At 67.7% G+C, this 20,706-nt stretch carries 2 protein-coding genes (1 of these 2 cut by a window edge); both read right to left on the bottom strand.

Annotation, left to right across the window (positions count from 1 at the left end):
• Positions 1-11,212 carry the 5' portion of an amino acid adenylation domain-containing protein gene (locus ACT9T4_RS22535; protein WP_499119028.1) on the bottom strand. The gene continues 6,497 nt to the left of window position 1, outside the view, so the window shows 11,212 of its 17,709 coding nt (coding positions 1-11,212); it begins with the start codon at positions 11,210-11,212; the stop codon falls past the left edge of the window.
• Positions 11,209-20,706 carry a non-ribosomal peptide synthetase gene (locus tag ACT9T4_RS22530; protein ID WP_499119026.1) on the bottom strand — a complete coding sequence of 3,166 codons (9,498 nt, stop codon included), beginning with the start codon at positions 20,704-20,706 and terminating at the stop codon, positions 11,209-11,211. The genes ACT9T4_RS22535 and ACT9T4_RS22530 overlap by 4 nt, the downstream gene beginning before the upstream one ends.

Raw genomic sequence — 20,706 nt, 5'->3', positions numbered from 1 at the left:
CCAGGCCGTTGGCCTGAGCGTTCAACTCGGCATAGCTCAGCGCTTCATCCCCCATGCGGGCGGCGATGGCCTCGGCAGCGCCAACGGCCTGGGCCTCGATCCGCCCATGCAGGGTCTGCGCCGGCGCGAACGCCATGGCGCTGGCATTGAAGGTGTCGAGCAAGGTTTCACGCTCGTCCCCGCTCACCAGCGGCACCGCGTCGATAACGCATTGCTCGTCGCTGACCAACGCCTGCAACAAGGCCTCGAAATACCGGCCGTAACGGCGAACACTGGCCTCGTCGAACAGCGCGGTGGCGTAGTCCAGGGTGCCGACCAGCACATCGCCGTACTCGCCCAGGTTCAGGGACAGGTCGAACTTGGCCACCTGGCTGCTCTGCTCCACCACCGACAGCGTCAGGCCATCCAGCGCTGGCAGCGTGCTTTCCCCGGCCAGCCAGTTGAGGGTGGTCTGGAACAACGGCGAATGCGCCAAGCTGCGTGCCGGTGCCACGCTCTCGACCACCTGTTCGAACGGCAGGTCCTGATGATCCTGCGCTTCCAGCACACGGCTGCGCACCTGGGCCAGCAGGGCTTCGCCGGTGGGCGCCGCAGACAGGTCGAGGCGAATCGCCAGGGTGTTGACGAACAGGCCGATCAGCGGCTCGAGCTCGACCCGGCTGCGCCCGGCGATCGGGCTGCCGACCACCACATCGGCCTGGCCCGACAAGCGCGCCAGCAAGGCGGCCCAGGCCGCCATCAGGGTCATGTACAGCGTGACACCCTGACGCTGCGCCAGGGCACGCAGGTTGGCGGTCAGCGCGGCGTCCAAGCGCAGCGCCAGGCTTGCACCTGCGAAATCCTGCTGCGCCGGGCGGGGCCGGTCGGTGGGCAGGCTCAGCAGCGTGGGCGCGCCATCCAGTGCCTGGCGCCAGTAGGCGGCCTGGCGCTGCAGGCGTTCGCCGCTCAGCCAGCTCTGTTGCCAGGCTGCGAAATCGGCGTACTGGATCGCCACTGGTGACAGCGGGTCGGCCTCGCCACGCTGCATCGCCGGGTACAGGGCCAGCAGCTCACGGGTCAGAACGCCCATCGACCAACCGTCGGCAACGATATGGTGCAGGGTCAGCGACAGCACGTGGTGGTCCTCGCCCAGACACAGCAGGCGCGAACGCAGCGCAGGCTCATGACTCAGGTCGAAGGGTTCGACGGCCAGCACTGCGAGCCGTCCGTGCAGCGCATGCGGCCTGTCACGCAGGTCTTCCTGCGGCAGTTGCGCCGCACTGGCCACGAAAACCACTTCGGCGCCCTGATCGCTGGGCACGAAACGACTGCGCAGGGTTTCATGCCGCTCGACGATCCGCTCCAGGCTGCGCTGCAGCGCCGTCACGTCGAGTGGCCCACGCAGCTCCAGAGCCATGGGAATGTTATAGGCCTGGTTGCCGCCTTCCATCTGGGTCAGGAACCACAGGCGCTGCTGCGCGAACGACAGCGCAGCTCGCTGGCCCCGTGGCAGCGCACGGATGACCTCGACCTCGAGCACCTGCTGGTTCGACAGCGCAGCCGCCACCGCCGCCAGTTCGCCCAGGGCGAACAGCTCGCCCAGCGGCAGCTCCAGGCCCAGTTGCTGACGCACCTGGGAAACCATGCGCATCGCCAGCAGCGAGTGCCCACCCAGTTCGAAGAAGTGGTCGTGGCGCCCGACTCGCTCGACCTGCAGCACCTCGGCCCAGATCGCTGCCAGGGCATGCTCCATGTCCCCTTGCGGTGCCTCGTAGACGAGCCCGAACAGGGTCGCGTGATCGGGCTTGGGCAGCGCCCGTTGATCGAGCTTGCCATTGGCGGTCAGCGGCAGCGTCTTCAGCTCCACGCATGCAGACGGCACCATGTAGTCCGGCAGCTGGGTCTGCAACTGCGCACGCATCTGCTGCGCGGTCTCGATCTCGCCCGCACCGCCGGCGGTGAAGTACGCCACCAGACGCACCTGCCCCGGTTCATCCTCACGGGCCAGAACCACGGCATCGCGTACCCCGGGCAAGCGCTGCAGGGCATTGGCGATCTCGCCCAGCTCGATGCGGAAACCGCGGATTTTCACCTGATCGTCGTTGCGCCCCAGGCACTCCAGCTGGCCGTCCTCCAGCCAGCGCCCCAGGTCGCCGGTTCGATACATCATCGCCCCTGGCTGGTCGCTGAACGGGTCGGCGACGAACTTCTCTTCGGTGAGACTCGCGCGGTTCAGGTAGCCCATGGCCACGCCATCGCCACCGATATACAGCTCACCGACCACCCCCAGTGGCGCCAGGCGCTGCCGCGCGTCCAGTACGTAGAGGCGCGTGTTGCCGATCGGTCGGCCGATCGGCAGGGCTTCCATGCCTGCGTCGACCGCCCGCACTTCGTGGACAGTCGCGAAGGTGGTGGTTTCGGTCGGGCCATAGGCGTTGAACAGACGGGTGTTCGGCGCATGGGCCAGCAAAGTGCGGAAGGTCGCCGGGCTGGCCCGCTCGCCCCCGGACAACAACACGCGCAGCTCGGCCAGAGCCTGCGGCAGCAGCTGCGCGTACTGGTTGAACAGTGCGGTGGTGAGGAACAGCACGCTGACCCCGCCCTGGCGCAGCGCCGTGGCGAAGCGCTGAGGATCGACCAGGGTCGCATGGTCGATGACGAACACTTGCCCACCGTTGAGCAGCGCGCCCCATACCTCCAGGGTCGCGGCATCGAACGCCGGGTTGGACGCCAGGGCGAAGCAGTCGCGATCACCGAACTCGGCGTAGCCATTGTTCACCACCAGACGCACGATGCCCCGGTGCCCTACCCGTACGCCCTTGGGCAGCCCGGTGGAACCCGAGGTGTACATCACATAGGCCGGCGAATCCGCCGCCCGGGGCAGGTCGAGGTTGTGTACCGCGGTGGGATCGAGGGTCAGCTCGTCCAGGTCGATACGCCTGACCGTCGCCGCGACCGGCAGCGCGCGTTGCGTCAGCAGGCACACGGCGGCGCAATCATCGAGCATGTAGCTGTGCCGCTCGGCGGGCGCATTGACGTCCAGCGGCACATAGGTCGCCGCGCACTTGCCGATGGCCAACTGAGCGATCACCAGGTCGGCGGAGCGCGGCAGCAGTATGCCAACGTGGTCGCCGGGCCTGATGCCCTGCCCGTGCAGATGATGCGCCAGCGCATTGGCACGTGCGTTCAACTGCGCATAGGTGAGCGAGTGGCTGCCATCCACCACCGCCACGGCTTGCGGATGCAGGGCGCTGCGCTGCTCGAACAGCTGGTGCACCGGCTGGTCGCGCGGGTAGTCGAGGCAGGTGTCGTTGAAGGTCGCCAGCAGGCGCTCACGCTCGCCCGGCGGAATGATCGCCCCTGCCAGGACATGCTGCGGATGCTGCTCCAGCGTCCTCGCCAGCTCGCCCAGAGACTGCTGCAGATACGCGCAGATGCGCTGCGCATCCAGCCCACCCTGAGTTCGAGCGGTCAGGGTGAAGCCATCGCCATGGTCATCGACGCTCATGGTCAACGGATAGTTGCTGTGCTCTTCGGCCTGCAGAACCTCGATGCCCTGCCACGCTTCCCGCGCGCTCGCGTCGCTCTGCGCCGCGCTGCTGTGGCGGAAGTTCAGCAGCGTGCTGAACAATGGCGTGCCCGCAGGCAGCGCACTGCAGCGCTGGGCCAGCGCCAGTTGCGCCTGCTCATGGGCCAGCAGCGCGCTCAGGCGCTGGTGGGTATCAAGCACCGCGTCGTGGGCATTCGACTTGCCCAGGTCGATACGCAGCGGCAGGGTATTGATGAACACGCCCATGGCCCGCTCGGCGCCCTCGCCGCCGAGCATTCGGCCAAGCAGCACGGTGCCGAACACCACCTGCTCACGCCCGGAGAGCTGCCCGAGCACCTCGGCCCAGGCCAGGTGCATCAGGCTCGCGACACTGACGTTCAACTGGCGTGCCTGCCCGCGCAGGCGCAGAGCCAGCTCAGGGTCGAGCGGCAAGGCCGCCATGCCAGGGGCCTGAACGCTGCGCGACGGGGTCATGCCATAAGGCAGGCTGGGTTCGTCGATGTCGCCCAACTGCTCACGGAAGAACGCCTCGTGGGCCTGCTCGTCGGGCCCTTGCAGTACCTGAGCGATGTAGTTGCGATAGGGAACCGGCTCGGCGAGCTGCGCCTGTTCGCCGAGCAGCATGGCCTGCACTTCCTGGCCCAGCACCTCGAGGCCGATGTGATCCATGATCGCGTGATGAAAACGCAGCACGGCGACGATCTTGCCATTGGCCCGGTCCCGGGCGTGGGCCAGATGGAGCAGCGGTGCCTGGGTCAGGTCGAGGGTTGCGCAGTCGTCCAGTGAGGTCAGAGGAACCTCGCTGATCGGCAGACTGGCATGGCGCCAGACCACTTGCACAGGGGTCTGCAGGGCCTCCCAGTGCAAGGCGCTTCGCAGGATGTCATGACGGTCGATGACCCGCTGCAACGCCTGGCAGAAAGCGTCCAGGCGCTCGCCACCGACGAAGGCGAAGCGCGCTTCCAGCAGATAGGGATCGGCATCGCCGGCCGCCAACTGATGGTGATAGAGAATGCCGGCCTGCAGCGGCCCCAGCGGGTAGATATCCTGGACATTGGCCGCGCCACCCGCTACGCGGGCGACGATGCGCTCGATGTCCGACGGGGCGAGGCTGACCAGTGACAGCAGGTCGGGGGTGATCTGCGTACAACCCGCCGCGATCCGGTTGGCCGGTACCGGTTGGCGATCCTGGCGCACCACGCTGCGCGCCAGCACCGCAAGGGTCGGTTGGGCGAACAGTGCACCCACATCGACGCAGAGCCCGGCGCGGCGCATGTGCGCCACCAGGCTGACGGCCAGCAGCGAGTGCCCGCCCAGTTCGAAGAAATTGTCCTGCCGCCCGACACGCGGCACGTTGAGCAACTCGGCCCACACGCGCGCCAGCCAGGTTTCGATGTCCCCTTGCGGCGCCTCGTAGGTGCGCGCGAGCACGGCGCTGTCGTCCGGTACTGGCAAGGCCGCGCGGTCGAGCTTGCCGTTGGGCGTCAGCGGCAAGCTGTCCAGCGCGACATAGGCGGCGGGCACCATGTAATCCGGCAGGCCGCCCAGCATATGGTTGCGCAAGGCATCGATGCCCGGCCGCGGTCCCGCTTCGCAGCTGAACCAGGCCACCAGACGGTCGCCACGCAGCAGCACCGCCGCTTCGCGTACGGCCGGGTGTTCGAGCAAGCGGGCCTCGATCTCGCCAAGTTCGATGCGCAGACCATGCAGCTTGACCTGGAAATCGCTGCGACCGACGAACAGCAGGTTGCCGTCCGCGCCCTGGCGCACCAGGTCGCCACTGCGATAAAGGCGGTCACCCGCCACGAACGGGCTGGCGATGAAGCGTTCGGCCTGTACGGCAGGCAGGTTCAGGTAGCCACGCGCCACGCCGGCACCGCCGATGTGCAACTGGCCGACCACGCCCTGCGGGACCGGCTGGTCCCAGGCGTCCAGCACGTAGAGCCGGGTGTTACTGATCGGCCGCCCGATCGGCAGCGTTTCGTCGGGCACCGGCTGCCCGGGGTGCAGGGTCCAGACGCTGCAGTCCACCGTGGTTTCCGTGGGTCCGTAGACGTTGTGCAGGCGCGCCATGGGCAGGCGTTGACGGACCTGGGCGGCCAGCGCGGCGGTCAGTTCGCCGCCCCCGCAGACGATATCGGTCAACGAGGTACAGGTGTGGCAGTCGGCTGCAGCCAGGAACTGCTGCAACAAGGCGGGTACGAACTGCACGACGCTGACCTGCCGCTGGCGAATAACCTCCACCAGGTAATCGGCATCGCGCTGCCCACCGGGCCGCGCCAGCACCAGGCGCAACCCGGCGCACAGCGGCCAGAACAGCTCCCAGACCGACGCGTCGAAGCTGACCGGGGTCTTGTGCAGCAGCGCGCCCGACGGGACGGGTGGAAATAGCCGCGAACTCCACTGCACCAGGTTGCACAGGTTGCGCTGCTCGACCATCACGCCCTTGGGCGTGCCGGTCGAGCCCGAGGTGTAGATGACGTAGGCCAGGTCGCTGGCCCCGGCCGTGTCCAGCTGCGGGTCGGCGAGGGAGTGTTCCGCCCAGATGCAGGCATCCAGGTCGATCAACGGCTTCGTACCGCCGGCAAAGCGTTCACGGGTGGTGCCATCGACCAGCAGCGCCAGGGCATCGCTGTCCTCGAGCATGTAGGCCAGACGTTCGTGCGGATAGCCAGGGTCCAGCGGCACGTAAGCGCCACCGGCCTTGAGAATGGCCAGCAAGCCGACGACCAGTTGCGCGCCGCGCTCCACGCAGATCGCCACGCGGCTGTCGGCACTCACCCCTTGCTCGATCAGGTAATGGGCCAGGCGGTTGGCTTGTTCATTGAGCTGCCGGTAGCTCAGTTGCCGGGCATCGACGTCCAGCGCGATGGCCTCCGGGGTGCGTGCGACCTGCGCCTCGAACAGCGTCGGCAGGCGCTCTGCCCCCTGCGCGGCGGTCTCGCTGGCATCGAGCTCGAACAGCAGGCGCTGGCGCTCCTGCGCGCCGAGCATCTCGATGCGTTCGGGCAGCGCGCGGGCGTCGTCGGCCATGCCGCGCAGCACCTGCTTGAGATAACCGGCGTAACGCTCGACGGTCGCCGGGTCGAACAGTGCCGTGGCGTAGTCGAGCATGCAGGTGAAGCCCTCGGCGCTTTCGCTGACGCTCAGGGTCAGATCGAACTTGGCGAAGGTCGGTTGCTCACCCAGCGCTTCGAGTTGCAGGTCACCCAGGCGCAGCGGCGCGCCATGGCTCCCGTCCCAGGCCAGCGAAGCCTGGAACAGCGGGCTGTGGGCCAGGCTGCGCACGGGCCGCAGGTGCTCCACGACCTGTTCGAAAGGCAGGTCCTGATTGGCCTGGGCCTCGATGATGCGGTTTTTCACCCGGCCCAGCAGCGTGGCCACATCCGGCTCACCGGTGGTGTCCACGCGCACGGCCAGGGTATTGACGAACAGGCCGATCAGCCCTTCGATCTCGGCACGGCGACGGTTGGCCACCGGCATACCGATCACCACCTCGCCCTGGCCGGACAACCGCGCCAGCAGTACCGCCCAGGCGGCCATGAACAGCATGAAGGGGGTCACGCCCTGGCGCTGGCTGCAGGCACGCAGGTCGGCGCACAGCTGGGGATCGAGCTGCAGGGGCACGGTGGCCCCGCGATAATCCTGGCGTTCCGGCCGCGGCCGGTCGGTCGGCAGGGTCAACAGCATGGGCGCACCCTCGAGGGTACGCTGCCAGTACCCGGCCTGCGCACTCAGACTCTGTGCGTCCAGCCACTGGCGTTGCCACAGGGCGTAATCGCCGTACTGCAGCGCGAGCGCCGGCAGCGGATCGGCCTCGCCCTGGCTGAACGCCTGGTACAGGGCACTCAGCTCAGCGGTCAGCACGCCCAGCGACCAACCGTCGGCGACGATGTGATGCAGGGTCAGCAGCAGGATGTGGCGGTCTTCTTCCAGGCACAACAAGCGCCCGCGAATCGGCAGATCATGCTGCAGGTCGAAGGGTTGCCCGGCTTCGTCGCGGATCACCTCACGTATGGCCTGCATGTCCTGATCACGCATGTCCTGCCAGCAGATATCCGGCCGCACGCTGTCGGGTGCTACCTGAACCCGGGCTTCGCCGTCGTGCTCGACGAACAGACTGCGCAGTGCCTCGTGACGCGCGACGATACGCTCCAGAGCGAGGCGCAGCGCGCGGCTGTCCAGCGGGCCGTTGAGAGCAAGGCCCAGCGGAATGTTGTAAGCGCTGCTGGCATCCGTCATCTGCGCCATGAACCAGATGCGTTGCTGCGCGGCGGACAACGGCAGCAGCCCGCTGCGGGCCCCGGTCTCGATGGCCGGCAGATGGTCGGGGGTCGCCCCCTCCAGGCACTGAGCGACCGCGGCCAGGCTGCTGTCGGCGAACAGGTCGGCCAGGGTCAGAACCCGCTGCAGTCGCTGGGCCACCTGGGCCACCATGCGCATGGCCAGCAACGAATGGCCACCCAGTTCGAAGAAATGGTCATGCCGCCCTACCCGCTCGACCTGCAGCAACTCGCACCAGATCGCCGCCAGGGTGATTTCCAGTTCGCCCTGGGGTGCTTCGAAAGTGCGCTCCGGCAACGCCTCGCGATCCGGTGCCGGCAGCGCCCGGCGATCGACCTTGCCATTGGCCGTCAGCGGCCAGGCCTCCAGCCGCACGAAGGCACCGGGCACCATGTAGCCTGGCAGCCGCGCCAGCAAGGCACTGCGCAGACCGCTGGCCGACAGCGTCTGCGACCCCGTGAAATACGCCACCAGACGTGGCTGGCCGGGCGCCTCTTCGCGGGCCAGCACCAGGGCCTCTTCGACTCCCGCCACCTGCCCCAGCTGGCTCTCGATCTCGCCCAGCTCGATACGCATGCCGCGGATCTTCACCTGATCGTCGTTGCGCCCCAGGTAATCCAGCGTGCCGTCGGCATTCCAGCGCGCCAGGTCACCGCTGCGGTACATGCGCGCGCCAGGCTGGGAGACGAAGGGGTCATCGAGGAAGCGTTCGGCGGTAAGCTCCGCGCGGTTCAGGTAACCCCGCGCCACCCCTTCGCCGCCGATGTACAGCTCGCCCGCCACCCCACTGGGCACCAGTTGCCGGTGCTCGTCGAGCAGGTACAGGCGCGTGTTGGCGATCGGTTTGCCGATGTCCAGGCGGCCTTCGGGCCACAGGCGCCCGGAGCTGGCCACCACCGTGGCCTCGGTGGGCCCGTAGTTGTTGACCACCGCAAAACCGGGATCACGGGGGAACTGGCGCAGCCGGTCACCGCCGATCAGCAGGGTGCGCAGCGTCGGGTGACGCAACTCGCGACTGAACGCGTACTCCGCCACCGGCGTGGGCAGGAAGGCCACCTGCAGCGGCTGCGCCTGCCACCAGTCGAGCAAGGCGTCGAGCTGTTCGTTGCCGATATGCGCTGGCGGCAGGTGCAGTGTCGCCCCGGCGCAGAACGCTGGCCAGACTTCCCAGGCCATGGCGTCGAAGCCGAAACCGGCGACGCTGGCGGTGTGGCTGCCAGCCTTCAGGTCGAAGGCCTGGCAATGCCAGTCCACCAGGTTGCTGAGGCTCTGGTGCTCGACCATCACGCCTTTCGGCTGGCCGGTGGAACCGGAGGTGTAGATCACGTAGGCCAGGTGACAGGCACTCAGGCCCGGCACCTGCGGGTTGTCCTCGCGGGCGCTCCAGCTCGGCTGGTCGAGCAGCAGCACCGGAACGCTCAGCCCCGGCAGGCGCTTGAGCAGATCCTGCTGGCTGAGCACCACCACGGGGGTGCTGTCGCTCAGCAGGTAGCCGATGCGTTCGTCCGGGTGCGCCGGGTCAACCGGCACGTAGCCGGCACCGGCCTTGAGCACCGCCAGCAGCCCCACCAGGGTGTCCAGGCCGCGACGGGCGACCACTGCCACGCGGTCGTCCGGGCGCACGCCGAGCGCGATCAGGCGGTGAGCCAGGCCGTTGGCCTGAGCGTTCAACTCGGCATAGCTCAGCACCTGCTCGCCAACCGCGGCGGCGACGGCGCCTGGCCGTTCAAGCGCCTGGCGTTCGATGCGCCAGTGCACCGTGTGCAGGCTTTCATAGGGGCTGCGCGAGCCGGCGAAGTGCTGCAGCAGCTGGATGCGCTCGTCGTCCGGCAGGATATCGACCCGCTCGAAACAAGCGGCTGGCGCCTGCTCCAGCGCATCGAGCATCTGCTCCATGGCCCGCTGCAGGTAGCGGCAAGTTCGCAGCGGGTCGACACCCGCTGCCGTCTGCGCGGTAAATGCAAACGCCTCGCCCAGGTCGTCGACGCTCATGACCACGGGGTAGTTGCTGCGCTCTCTGGCCTGCAGCACTTCGATGCCTTGCCACAGTTCGCCACTGCCGTGCTCGGGCGAACTGTGGCGGTAGTTGAGCAGTGCATTGAACAGCGGTGTCGGCGCAGCCACGCCGCTGCAACGTTGCGCCAGGGCCAGCGGTGCATGCTCGTGACGCATCAGTGTGGTCAGCCGCTGATGCGTGGTGCGTATCGCCGAGGACACCTCCTGGGCCTCCAGGCTCAGGCACAATGGCAGGGTGTTGATGAAGATGCCCAAGGCTCGCTCGGTGGCCTCGGCACCCAGCAACCGCCCCATCAGCACGGTACCGAAGACCACCCGCTGACGACCGGTCAGCCCTGCAAGGACGTGTGCCCAACCGAGGTGGAACAGGCTGGCGACACTCACCCCGAGGGTGCGCGCCTGTGCGCGCAGGCGCAGGCAAAAAGCCGGGTCCAGGGTGATGCTGTGCTCGCTGGCATGCTCACCGTCCCCACTGAGGTCTTGCAGGTCGTAGGCCAGGGTCGGCTCCACTACGTCGCCGAGCATGCCGCGGAAGAACGCCTCGTGCTCGGCCTCGCTGACGCCCAGCAACGCTTGCCCCACGTAGTTGCGAAACGGCACCGGCGTGCCCAGCGTCGCTCCCTGGCCGAGCAGGCAGGCATGGATTTCCTGACGCACCACCTCCAGCGCGCTGTGGTCCAGAGCGATGTGGTGATACAGCAGGCTGGCGCGTACCCGGCCATCGTCGGCGCCGCCGCAGACCAGACGCAACAGCGGCGCCTGGCCCAGATCCAGCCCCGGCTGTTCGGCGTCGGGGCTGTCCGCCCGGTTGTCGATGTTCAGCCGGGCGCTGCGCCAGACCACCTGCACCGGCTGTTCCAGTCCCTGCCAGTGCACCGAGCTGCGCAGAATGTCGTGCCGATCGATGACTGCCTGCAAGGCCTGGACGAAGGCGTCCAGACGCTGCTGGTCGGCCAGGGCGAAATCCACGCGCATCACATAGGGATCGCGGCCGCTGGCGCTGACGTGGTGGTACAGAATGCCCTCCTGCAAGGGCGCCAGGGGGTAGATGTCCTGCACGTTGGCGGCGCCGCCAGGGATCAGGTCGGTTAGGCGCTCGATGGCGGCCTGATCGAGGTCCACCAGGGTCAGCATCTCGGGGGTGATGCGTGTGCAGCCGACAGCGATGCCATTGGCAGGCAGCGTCGGCATGCCGCGCCTGCCATGGGTGTACAGGCCCTGTTCGAGCAGCTCAATCAGCGCTGTCTTGTGCGAGCGCAGGTGATCGACCAGGCCATTGTCGCTGAGCGCGCGGCGATTGCCCTGCACGGCCAGTTGCCCATCCTTGACGGCCAGCTGGATGTCCAGTGCCTTGAGTGTCGCCAGAAGCTCGTTGATGCTCACAGGATAATCTCCATGCTCTCTGTGATGGCGGCATAACCGGCCAGTGTCGGTTGTTCGAACAAGGCGCGGACGTCGGCCTCGATACCTTCCTGCCGCAAGCGTGCGGTCAGGCTGATGGCCAGCAGCGAGTGACCACCGAGCTCAAAGAAGTTGTCATGGCGGCTCACTGCCTCCACGCCCAGCAGTTCGCGCCAGAGGTCGGCCAGCAGTTGTTCCATCTCGCCTTGCGGTGCTTCGTGGATACGTGCCGGCAGGGCCTCACTGCCGGGGGCCGGCAGGGCCTGGCGGTCCAGTTTGCCGTTGGGGCTCAGTGGCAGGCTCTGCAGGTGCAGGTAGAAGGCCGGCAACATGTAGTCCGGCAGATGGCTGCGCAGGGCCTCGCGCAGCACCTCGGCGCGGGTTGGCGTGCCCGTGTAGTAGGCCACCAGCCGCTGCCCGCCCGGACCATCGTCGCGCACCATGACCACGGCGTGCTCGACACCGGGGCACTGCGCAAGCGCCGCCTGGATCTCGCCCAGCTCGATGCGCAGGCCATGCAGCTTGACCTGATCGTCGTTGCGACCGAGGAACTCCAGATTGCCGTCGGCGTGCTGGCGTACCAGGTCACCACTGCGGTACAGGCGCTCACCCGGCACGAACGGGCTGGCGATGAAGCGCTCGGCCTGAGCCAGTGGCAGGTTGCAGTAGCCACGGGTAACCCCCGCGCCGCCGATATGCAACTGGCCGACCACGCCCTGGGGCACCGGCTGGTCCCAGGCATCGAGCACATACAGACGGGTATTGGCCACCGGTCGGCCGATCGGCAGGAAGCTGCCGGGTACCGGCTGCTCCGCTGCCAGGGTCCAGACGCTGCTGTCAACGGTGGTTTCCGTCGGGCCGTAAACGTTGTGCAGGCGTACCCGAGGCAGGCGCTGGCGCAGCAAGCTGGCCAGCGCCGGAGTCAGCTCGCCGCCGCCGCAGAAGATATCGGTGAGGCTGTCGCAGGCTGCGCTTTGTGGCAGGTCGAGGAACTGCTGCAAAAGCACGGGTACGAACTGCACCACACTGACGCGCCACTCGCTGATCATCCGCGCCAGATAGGCCGGATCGCGCTGCCCATCCGGGCGGGCCAGCAGCAACGGCACCCCGCTGCACAACGGCCAGAACAGCTCCCAGACCGAGGCATCGAAGCTGATCGGTGTCTTGTGCAACACGCGACTGTCCGCCCCCTGCGGGAACAGCTGGGCGCTCCAGTGCACCAGGTTCACCACGTTGCGATGCTCGACCATCACCCCCTTGGGCCGGCCTGTGGAGCCGGAGGTGTAGATAACGTAGGCCAGGTTGCCCGGCTGCAGGGCCTCGATCCGCGGATCGTGCAGCCGCTCTCCGAGCGCGTCGAGGGCATCGATATCTACCTGCGGCACGCCCTGACATTCGAGCAGATGCCGAGTGCCTGCCTGGCCCAGCAGCGCAGCGGGCGCGCTGTCTTCGAGCATGTACTGCAAGCGCTCGCGAGGATAGCTCGGGTCGAGCGGTACATAGGCGCCACCGGCCTTGAGGATCGCCAGCAGGCCGACGACCAGCGACACACCGCGTTCCACGCACACCGCCACGCGGTCATCGGGCTGCACGCCCAGGTCGACAAGATGGTGAGCCAGGCGGTTGGCGCGCTCGTTGAGCTGCCGATAGCTCACCTGCTCCTGCTCGCTGAGCACGGCCATCGCGTGCGGCGTGCGACGGGCCTGCTCCTCGAACAGCGTATGCAGCGTCTTGTGCTGATCGAACGGCAATACCGAGTCGTTGAGATCAACTAGCAAACGTTTGCGTTCCTGGGCAGGCAGAACCTGCAAGCGGTGCAGCGACAGCTCCGGCTGGCTTTCAAGGGCATTGACCAGCCCTTGCAGCACTTCGAGCAGCTGGTCACAGACCCGTCGCGCTCCGACCGTTTGCGGGGCGGTGACGCCCACGCGCAAGCGCTCGCCGAGGTCGTCGACATTCAGGCTCAGCGGGTAGTTGGTGTGATTGTCGCTGTCGAGGATTTCCAGACCACGCCACGCGTCGTGCTGGGCATCCTGGCGGGCCTGGCCGGCCGCATGACGGTAGTTGAGGATCGCACTGAACAGCGGCAGTTGGGCGGACACCGCACTGCAGCGCTGCGCCTGGGCCAACGAAGCGTGCTCATGGGCCTGCAACCGGGCGAGACGCGCATGGGTGGCACGCGCGCCTTCGCGCACGCCGATGCCGTCGAGGTCGACGCGTAGCGGCAGGGTATTGATGAACATGCCCAGCCCGCGGTCAGCGCCCTCACCGCCCTGCAGGCGCCCGAGCAGCACCGTACCGAACACCACCTGTCCATTGCCAGTGGCCGCGCCCAGAACACGGGCCCAGGCGAGGTGCAACAGGCTGGCGAGGCTGACACCCAACTGCCGCGCCTGGCTGCGCAGGCGCCGCACCAGCACGTCGGGCAGGCGCTGCCAGGCTTCCTCCAGAGGCTGCTCGCCACGCTGTACGTCGTGCAGTTCGAACGGCAGCGTCGGCTCCTCGATGGTGCCCAACTGCTCACGGAAGTAGGCCTCGTGTTCCGCCTCGCTCATGCCCAGCCGCGCATGTGCCACGTAATTGCGATAAGGCACGGCCGGCTGCGTCGGCATCGGATCACCGCGCAGGTGGGCGAGCATCTCGTCGCGCATCACGTCCAGGGCGGTGGCATCCAGCACGATGTGGTGGAACAACAGGGTGGCCGACAGCCCCTCCTCACCTGGCCGCTGGCAGAATTCCAGACGCAGCAGCGGCGCCTGAGTCAGGTCCATGCGTGCCGGGGCGGCGAGGCTGCCCGGAACCCGCGACGCGACTTCCTCGACACGCAGTTCGGCGTGACGCCAGACCACCTGCTGAGGCGTGGTCAGGCCGTCCCAGACCACGGCGGTACGCAGGCTGTCGTGACGTGCGATCACCTTGCGCAAGGCATCGACGACCGTCTCCAGGCGCTCTCGGCTGTCGACGTTCATATGCAGGTGCAGCAGATAGGGGTCGGCCTGCTCGCCCGTCAGGTGATGATAGAGAATGCCTTCCTGAAGCGGCGCCAACGGATAGATTTCCTGCACATTGGCGGTACCACCAGGCACGCCGGCGACGATGCGATCGAGCGTCGCCTGGTCGAGCTCGGTCAGGCTCAGCAGCTCCGGAGTGATGCGCGTGCAGCCCTTCGGCACCCGGTTGGCCGGCACCTGTACCTCGCGGCCACGGCCGACCGAGGCCGCCAGCGCGGCGACGGTAGGCTGGCCGAGGAGCACGCGCACATCGACGGGCAGGCCGGCGCTACGCAGGCGTTCGACCAGAGTCACGGCGAGCAGCGAATGGCCGCCGAGTTCGAAGAAGTTATCTTGCCGACCGACCTTCTCCACACCCAGGACCTGCGCCCAGAGTTCGGCGATGCGCTCCTCCACCTCGTTCTGCGGTGCCTCGTAGGCACGGCTGACCAGTTCTTCACGGCCCGGATCGGGCAGCGCCCGACGGTCGAGCTTGCCATGCGCGGTCAGCGGCAAGGCATCCAGGCGGGTGAACAGCAACGGCACCATGTGCGCTGGCAAACGCGCTTTCAGCGCTTCGCGCAGGGTCTCGCCGGCGACTTCGGTAGCGCTGGTGAACCAGGCCAACAGGCGCTGCTCGCGCACCAGCACCACGGCGTCCTGCACACCCTCCAAGCTCACCAGTGCGGCCTCGACTTCACCCGGTTCGATACGCATGCCACGGATTTTCACCTGGTCGTCGTTGCGCCCCAGGTAGTCCAGCGTGCCATCCTGATTCCAGCGCACCAGATCGCCACTGCGGTACATACGCCCGCCGGAGCTGGCACTGAACGGGTCCGCCAGGAAACGCGCCTCGGTCATCTGCGCGGCGTTCAGGTAGCCGCGCGCAACACCCGCGCCTGCGATGTACAACTCACCGGCCACGCCCTCGGGCACCGGCTGGCGGTGCTCGTCCAGCACGTAGACCCAGGTGTTGGCGATCGCCCGGCCGATATGCAGCGGCCCGCCCGGCAGCAGCACGCCGGAAGTGGCGACCACCGTGGTCTCGGTCGGGCCGTAGTTGTTGACCACTGCAAAACCGGGCTCACGGTCGAACTGACGCAGGCGATCACCTCCGACCAGCAAGGTGCGCAGCGTCGGGTGCTGACGCGTACGGCGCAACGCCTGCTCCGCCACCGGGGTTGGCAGGAAGCTGACCTGCAGCGGCTGCTCCAGCCACCAGTCGAGCAGTTCATCGACATTTTCATTGCCTACCCGGGCTGGCGGCAGGTGAAGCACCGCACCGCTGCACAGGGCTGGCCAGACCTCCCAGGCCATGGCATCGAAGCCGAAGCCGGCCACACTGCTGGTGTGGCTGCCTGCGGTCAACGCGAAGGCCTGGGCATGCCAGTGCACCAGATTTTCCAAGGTGTGGTGCTCGACCATCACGCCCTTCGGCTGGCCGGTGGAGCCGGAGGTGTAGATCACGTAGGCGAGGTTGTTCGAGTCCAGGCCAGGCACTCGAGGATTACTCTCGCGGGCCTGCCGCCAAGCGGGCGAATCGATGTTCAGTCGCGGCCGGTCGGCGGCCAGCGCATCGGTCGACGCCTCGGTCAGCACCACGCGAGGGTCGCTGTCGGCGAGCAGATAGGCGATCCGTTGAGCCGGATACGCCGGGTCCACCGGCACGTAAGCGGCACCGGCCTTGAGCACCGACAGCATGGCGACCACGCGCTGCACGCCACGCTGCAAGCACAGCGCGACACGCTGCTCGGGCGCGATACCGAGGTCGATCAGATGGTGGGCCAGGCGGTTGGCCTGGGCATTCAGCTCGGCGTAGCTGAGCACCTGTCCCGCCTGGATGAGCGCGGGTGCGTCGGGGCGCTGAACCGCCTGCGCCTCGACCAGAGCCTGCACCGCGGCATGCCGTGGAAAAGGCTGCGCGGTCGTACGCCAGCCATCCAGCAGCCGTCGGCGCTCGTCGGCGCTCAGCATGGGCAGTTGCTGCAGACCGATCGCCGGAGCCGATGCCAGGGCCTCGACCAACTGCTCCAGGCTGTGCTCCACCCAGCCCACGATGCGCTGAGCGCCCAGGCCTTGCTGGGCCAGCACGTGCAGGTCGAAACCTTCGCCGAGATCGTCCACGCTCAGCGTCAGCGGGTAGTTGCTGCGCACGTCCCCGCCCAGCACCCTGACGCCCTGCCAGAGGCCCTTGCCTTCACGGGGTTTCACCGCCGCGCTGTGACGGTAATTGAGCAAGGCGCTGAACAGCGGCGTACCGGCCGGCACGCCGCTGCAACGCTGAGCAAGCACCAGTGAGGCATGCTCGTGGGCGATCAGTGCCGACAGCCGAGCGTGCACGGACCGTACCGCGCTACGTGTATCGAGCGCCGTTTCGACGCGCAGCGGTAAGGTGTTGATGAACACGCCCAGCGCCCGGTCGGAGCCCTCCGCCCCCATGCGCCCCAGCAGCACGGTGCCGAACACCACGTCGTCGCGCCTGGCCAGCGTGCTCAGCACCCGCGCCCAGGCCACGTGCAGCAGGCTCGCCGCGCTCACGCCGGCACGCCTGGCCTGCTCGCGCAGGCGCTGGGCGAGTTGGCCGCCCAGCGCACGTCGGCTCTCTTCGATGGCACTGCCGTCCGCGGCGACTTCCTGCAGGCCGAAGGGCAGCGTCGGCTCGTCGACAGCGCCGAGCATGTCGCTGAAGAACGCGGCGTGCCGCGCATCGTCACTGGCCAGGCGCACCTGAGCCACGTAGTCGCGGTAAGGCACGGGCGGCGCCAGCTCGGCCTGGCGCCCCTCCAGCAAGGCGGCCATTTCGCGGCTGACGGTTTCCATCGCGCTGTTGTCCAGCACCAGGTGGTGGAACAGGATGATGGCGACGATTTCGTCGCTGCCCGGCTGCCGGGCATGCACCAGACGAATCAGCGGAGCCTGGGCCAGGTCCAGGCGATGGTGACGGGCATCGAACTGGCTCTGCAGGCGTTCGAGGACGGACGCCTGGGTCTCGTCAGGGTCGAGGCTGATCGCTTGCACCGACAGCGGCGCCTCGCGCCAGACCACCTGATGCGGGGTCTCCAGGCCCTCCCAGACCAGCGAGGTGCGCAGGATGTCATGCCGGTCGATGACCTGCTGGAGCGCCGCCGCCCAGGCCTGCAAACGGGCCAGCGAGTCGAAGGTCAGGCGCCACTGCAGCAGGTAGGGATCGCCCTGCCCGGCACTCAGGTGATGGTAGACGATGCCCTCCTGCAAGGGCGTCAACGGGTAGATATCCTGGATATTGCCAGCGCCGCCCGGCACCCCGGCAACGATCCCGTCGATCTCGGCCTGGCTCAACCGGGTCAGGCTCAGCAGCTCCGGCGTGATCTGCGTGCAGCCCGCGGGGATGCGGTTGGCCGGTACGCTGAGCACCGCACTGCGCCGCTCGCTGCCGGCCAGCAAGGCCACCGTCGGATGGGTGAGCAAGGTGTGCACATCCGCGTCGAGGCCGGCGCCGCGCAGGCGCTTGACCAGCTCGATGGCCAGCAGCGAATGCCCGCCCAGCTCGAAGAAATTGTCCTGTCGGCCCACCCGTTCGGTGCCCAGTACGTCGGCCCAGATCGCCGCCATACGGGTTTCCACGCCGCCCTGCGGCACCTCGTAGGCGCTGACGCCGAGGCTGGCGGTATCCGGATCGGGCAATGCCCGGCGATCGAGTTTGCCATGCCGGGTCAGCGGCCACTGCTCCAGGCGCATGAAGGCGCGGGGCACCATGTAACCCGGCAAGAGCCCGCGCAGCGCTTCGCGTAACGGGCCGATATCGACACGGGCCGACTCGGTGAACCAGGCCACCAGGTGTTCATCACGCACCATCACCACCGCATCCTTGACCCCCGGCCAGCTGGCAAGCGCCGCTTCGATCTCGCCCGGTTCGATGCGCATGCCGCGGATCTTGACCTGGTCATCGTTACGGCCCAGGTATTCCAGGGTGCCATCGGCACGCCAGCGCACCTGGTCACCGCTGCGGTACAGACGCGCGCCGGGTGCCGTGCTGAAGGGGTCGGCGATGAAGCGTTCGGCGGTCAGTTGCGGCCGGTTCAGGTAACCACGGGCGACCCCTGCCCCGCCGATGTACAGCTCACCGGCCACACCGACGGGCACCGGCTGCAGATGCGCATCCAGCACGTGGACCTGGGTGTTGCCGATCGGTCCGCCAATATGCAGAGACGCCCCGGCCTGCACCGCACCGGAGGTGGCGACCACGGTGGTTTCGGTAGGGCCGTAGTTGTTGATCACCTCGTAGCGACGCGCCTGGGTGAACTGGCGCAGGCGATCGCCGCCGATCAGCAGGGTGCGCAACGTCGGATGTTCCTGCGCATGGCCGAAGGCGTATTCCGCCACGGGTGTGGGCAAGAAGCTGACGTGCAGCGGCTGGGCACGCCACCAGTCCAGCAAGGCCTCGACATCGTCGCCGCCCTCCTGCACCGGTGCCAGATGCAGGGTGCCGCCAGCACACAGGGTCGGCCAGACTTCCCAGGCCATGGCGTCGAAACCGAACCCCGCCAGGCAGGAGGTCTGGGTGCCCGGTCGAACATCGAAGGCTGCGCAATGCCAGTCGACCAGGTTGGCGAGCATGCGGTGCTCCACCATCACGCCTTTGGGCTGGCCGGTCGATCCGGAGGTGTAGATGACATACGCCAGGTTGTCGCCACCCAGCCCGCCGGCCGGCTCAGCGATGCGGCCCGGAGCCTGCAACGCCACGGCATCCAGCGCGACGATCGGCACCGCCAGGGGCGGTAAGCGTTCGACCAGTGCGGCTTGGGTCAACACCAGGGTTGGGCCACTGTCGGTGAGCAGATAGCCCAGACGCTCAGGAGGATGCGCGGGGTCGACCGGTACATAGGCGGCACCCGCCTTGAGCACCGCCAGCAGCCCCGCCAGGGTGTCCAGGCCGCGTTGGCAGACCACCGCCACACGGGTCTCGGGGCCGGCGCCGCAGTCGATCAGGTGCGCGGCCAGGGCATTGGCGCGCTGGTCGAGCTGCGCATACGTCAGGTGCTGGTCGAGGTGTACCGCTGCCAGGGCATCGGGGCGCTGACGCGCATGGTGCTCGATTCGCCGGTGAATCAACGGCTCGTCGACCGCCGCCATGCCGGTGTCGTTCCAGGTGGCCATGCGCTGGCTTTCGGCCGGGGTAGGCAGCACGAAATCGGCAATCGCCAGGGCCGGGTTTTCCAGCCCCTGCTCCAGCACCTGCAGCAGGCGCGCACCAATGGCCTGGGCGTCGTCGTGCAACAGCCAGGCACGGTTGTAGACCAGGTGCAGCCAGGTGTCGCCACTGTGCCGGTTGCTGCGCAGGTGCACCGCCAGAGGGGTGCTTTCGTGTCCGTTGGAGACCTTCAAGGTGCTGGCGCGGGCGTTGCCATAGCGGTAATCGTGATCCTCCTGCTCATAGGAAACCGATACCTCGAACAGCTGCGCGCGCTCTTCGCGGGACAGGCCAAGGGTGCGATGGAGTTCGCTCAGAGGGAAACGTTGATGGCGAAAATCGCGCTTGAGCCTATCGCGCACCTCGCTGATCAAGGTGGCGAAATCCTGTTGCGCAGGAGTGGCCAGGCGCACCGCACTGACCTGCGCGAAATGCCCCAGGGTGGCCTTGCTGCGTGCCCCGGTGCGATTGAGCAATGGAAGGCCCACCACCCACTCAGGGCGTTGTACGGTGCGGGTGAAATACACATGCAGTGCCGCGAGCAGAACGTGAAAGGCCGAGGCGCGGTGGCGCTGCGCAAGTGCCTGCATACGCCCATGCAGTGCGGCTGGCAGCGCCTGCACCCAGGTGTGCGAGGGTGTCTCGGCGCTCGCCGCACGACCCCGTTGGCGCGGGGCCAGCACGGGTTCCGGCAGGTCCTGATACTTGTCCAGCCAGTAGGCCTGGTCCTGCAGGAATCGGCCCGACTGGCGGTAACGCAAGTCGTCCTCGACGAAACGGCCGTAGCACAGGCCCTCGTCCTCGATACGGTCACCTTCGCACAGCGCGGTGTAGTGCTCGCCCAGCGCCTTGATCATCTGCCCGAAGCCCCAACCGTCGAGTATCAGGTGGTGGGCCTGGGTCACCAGCCAATGCTCCTGGTCAGCCAGGCGAATCAGACAGAAGGTGAACAGCGGGCCGTCATACAGCCGATAGGGACGTTGCATCTGCTCGTCGATCAGGCGCTCTGCCGCCGCGACGGGTTCGTGGCACTGGCTCAGGTCGTGCAGCGGCAGAGTAACGGGCATCGACGCGGCGAAGACCTGCATCGGCAGACCGTCGTCTCCCTCCCCGGGGACCATGACCGTGCGTAAAGCCGAGTGGGCGCTGACCAGGCGTTCCAGTGCCTGATGCAGCTTCGAGGCCTCGATGGGCCCGGTCAGCTTCACGTAACCGCCAATGTTGTAGAGGGGGGAGTCGCCGTGAGTGATCTGGTCGAGCCAGATGTCTCGTTGGGCAGCGCTCAGTGGGAGAGGATCGGCGGCACGAACGGGCAT

This window comes from Pseudomonas sp. SZ40 (genome assembly GCF_052958135.1).
Note: the sequence above shows the minus strand (reverse complement) of the source record. Positions and strands in the feature narration are given on the sequence as shown.

Bases quoted from the DNA above. Each gene is read 5' to 3' on its own strand.
- ACT9T4_RS22530 (WP_499119026.1), bottom strand. From the start codon at position 20,706: ATGCCCGTTCGTGCCGCCGATCCTCTCCCACTGAGCGCTGCCCAACGA.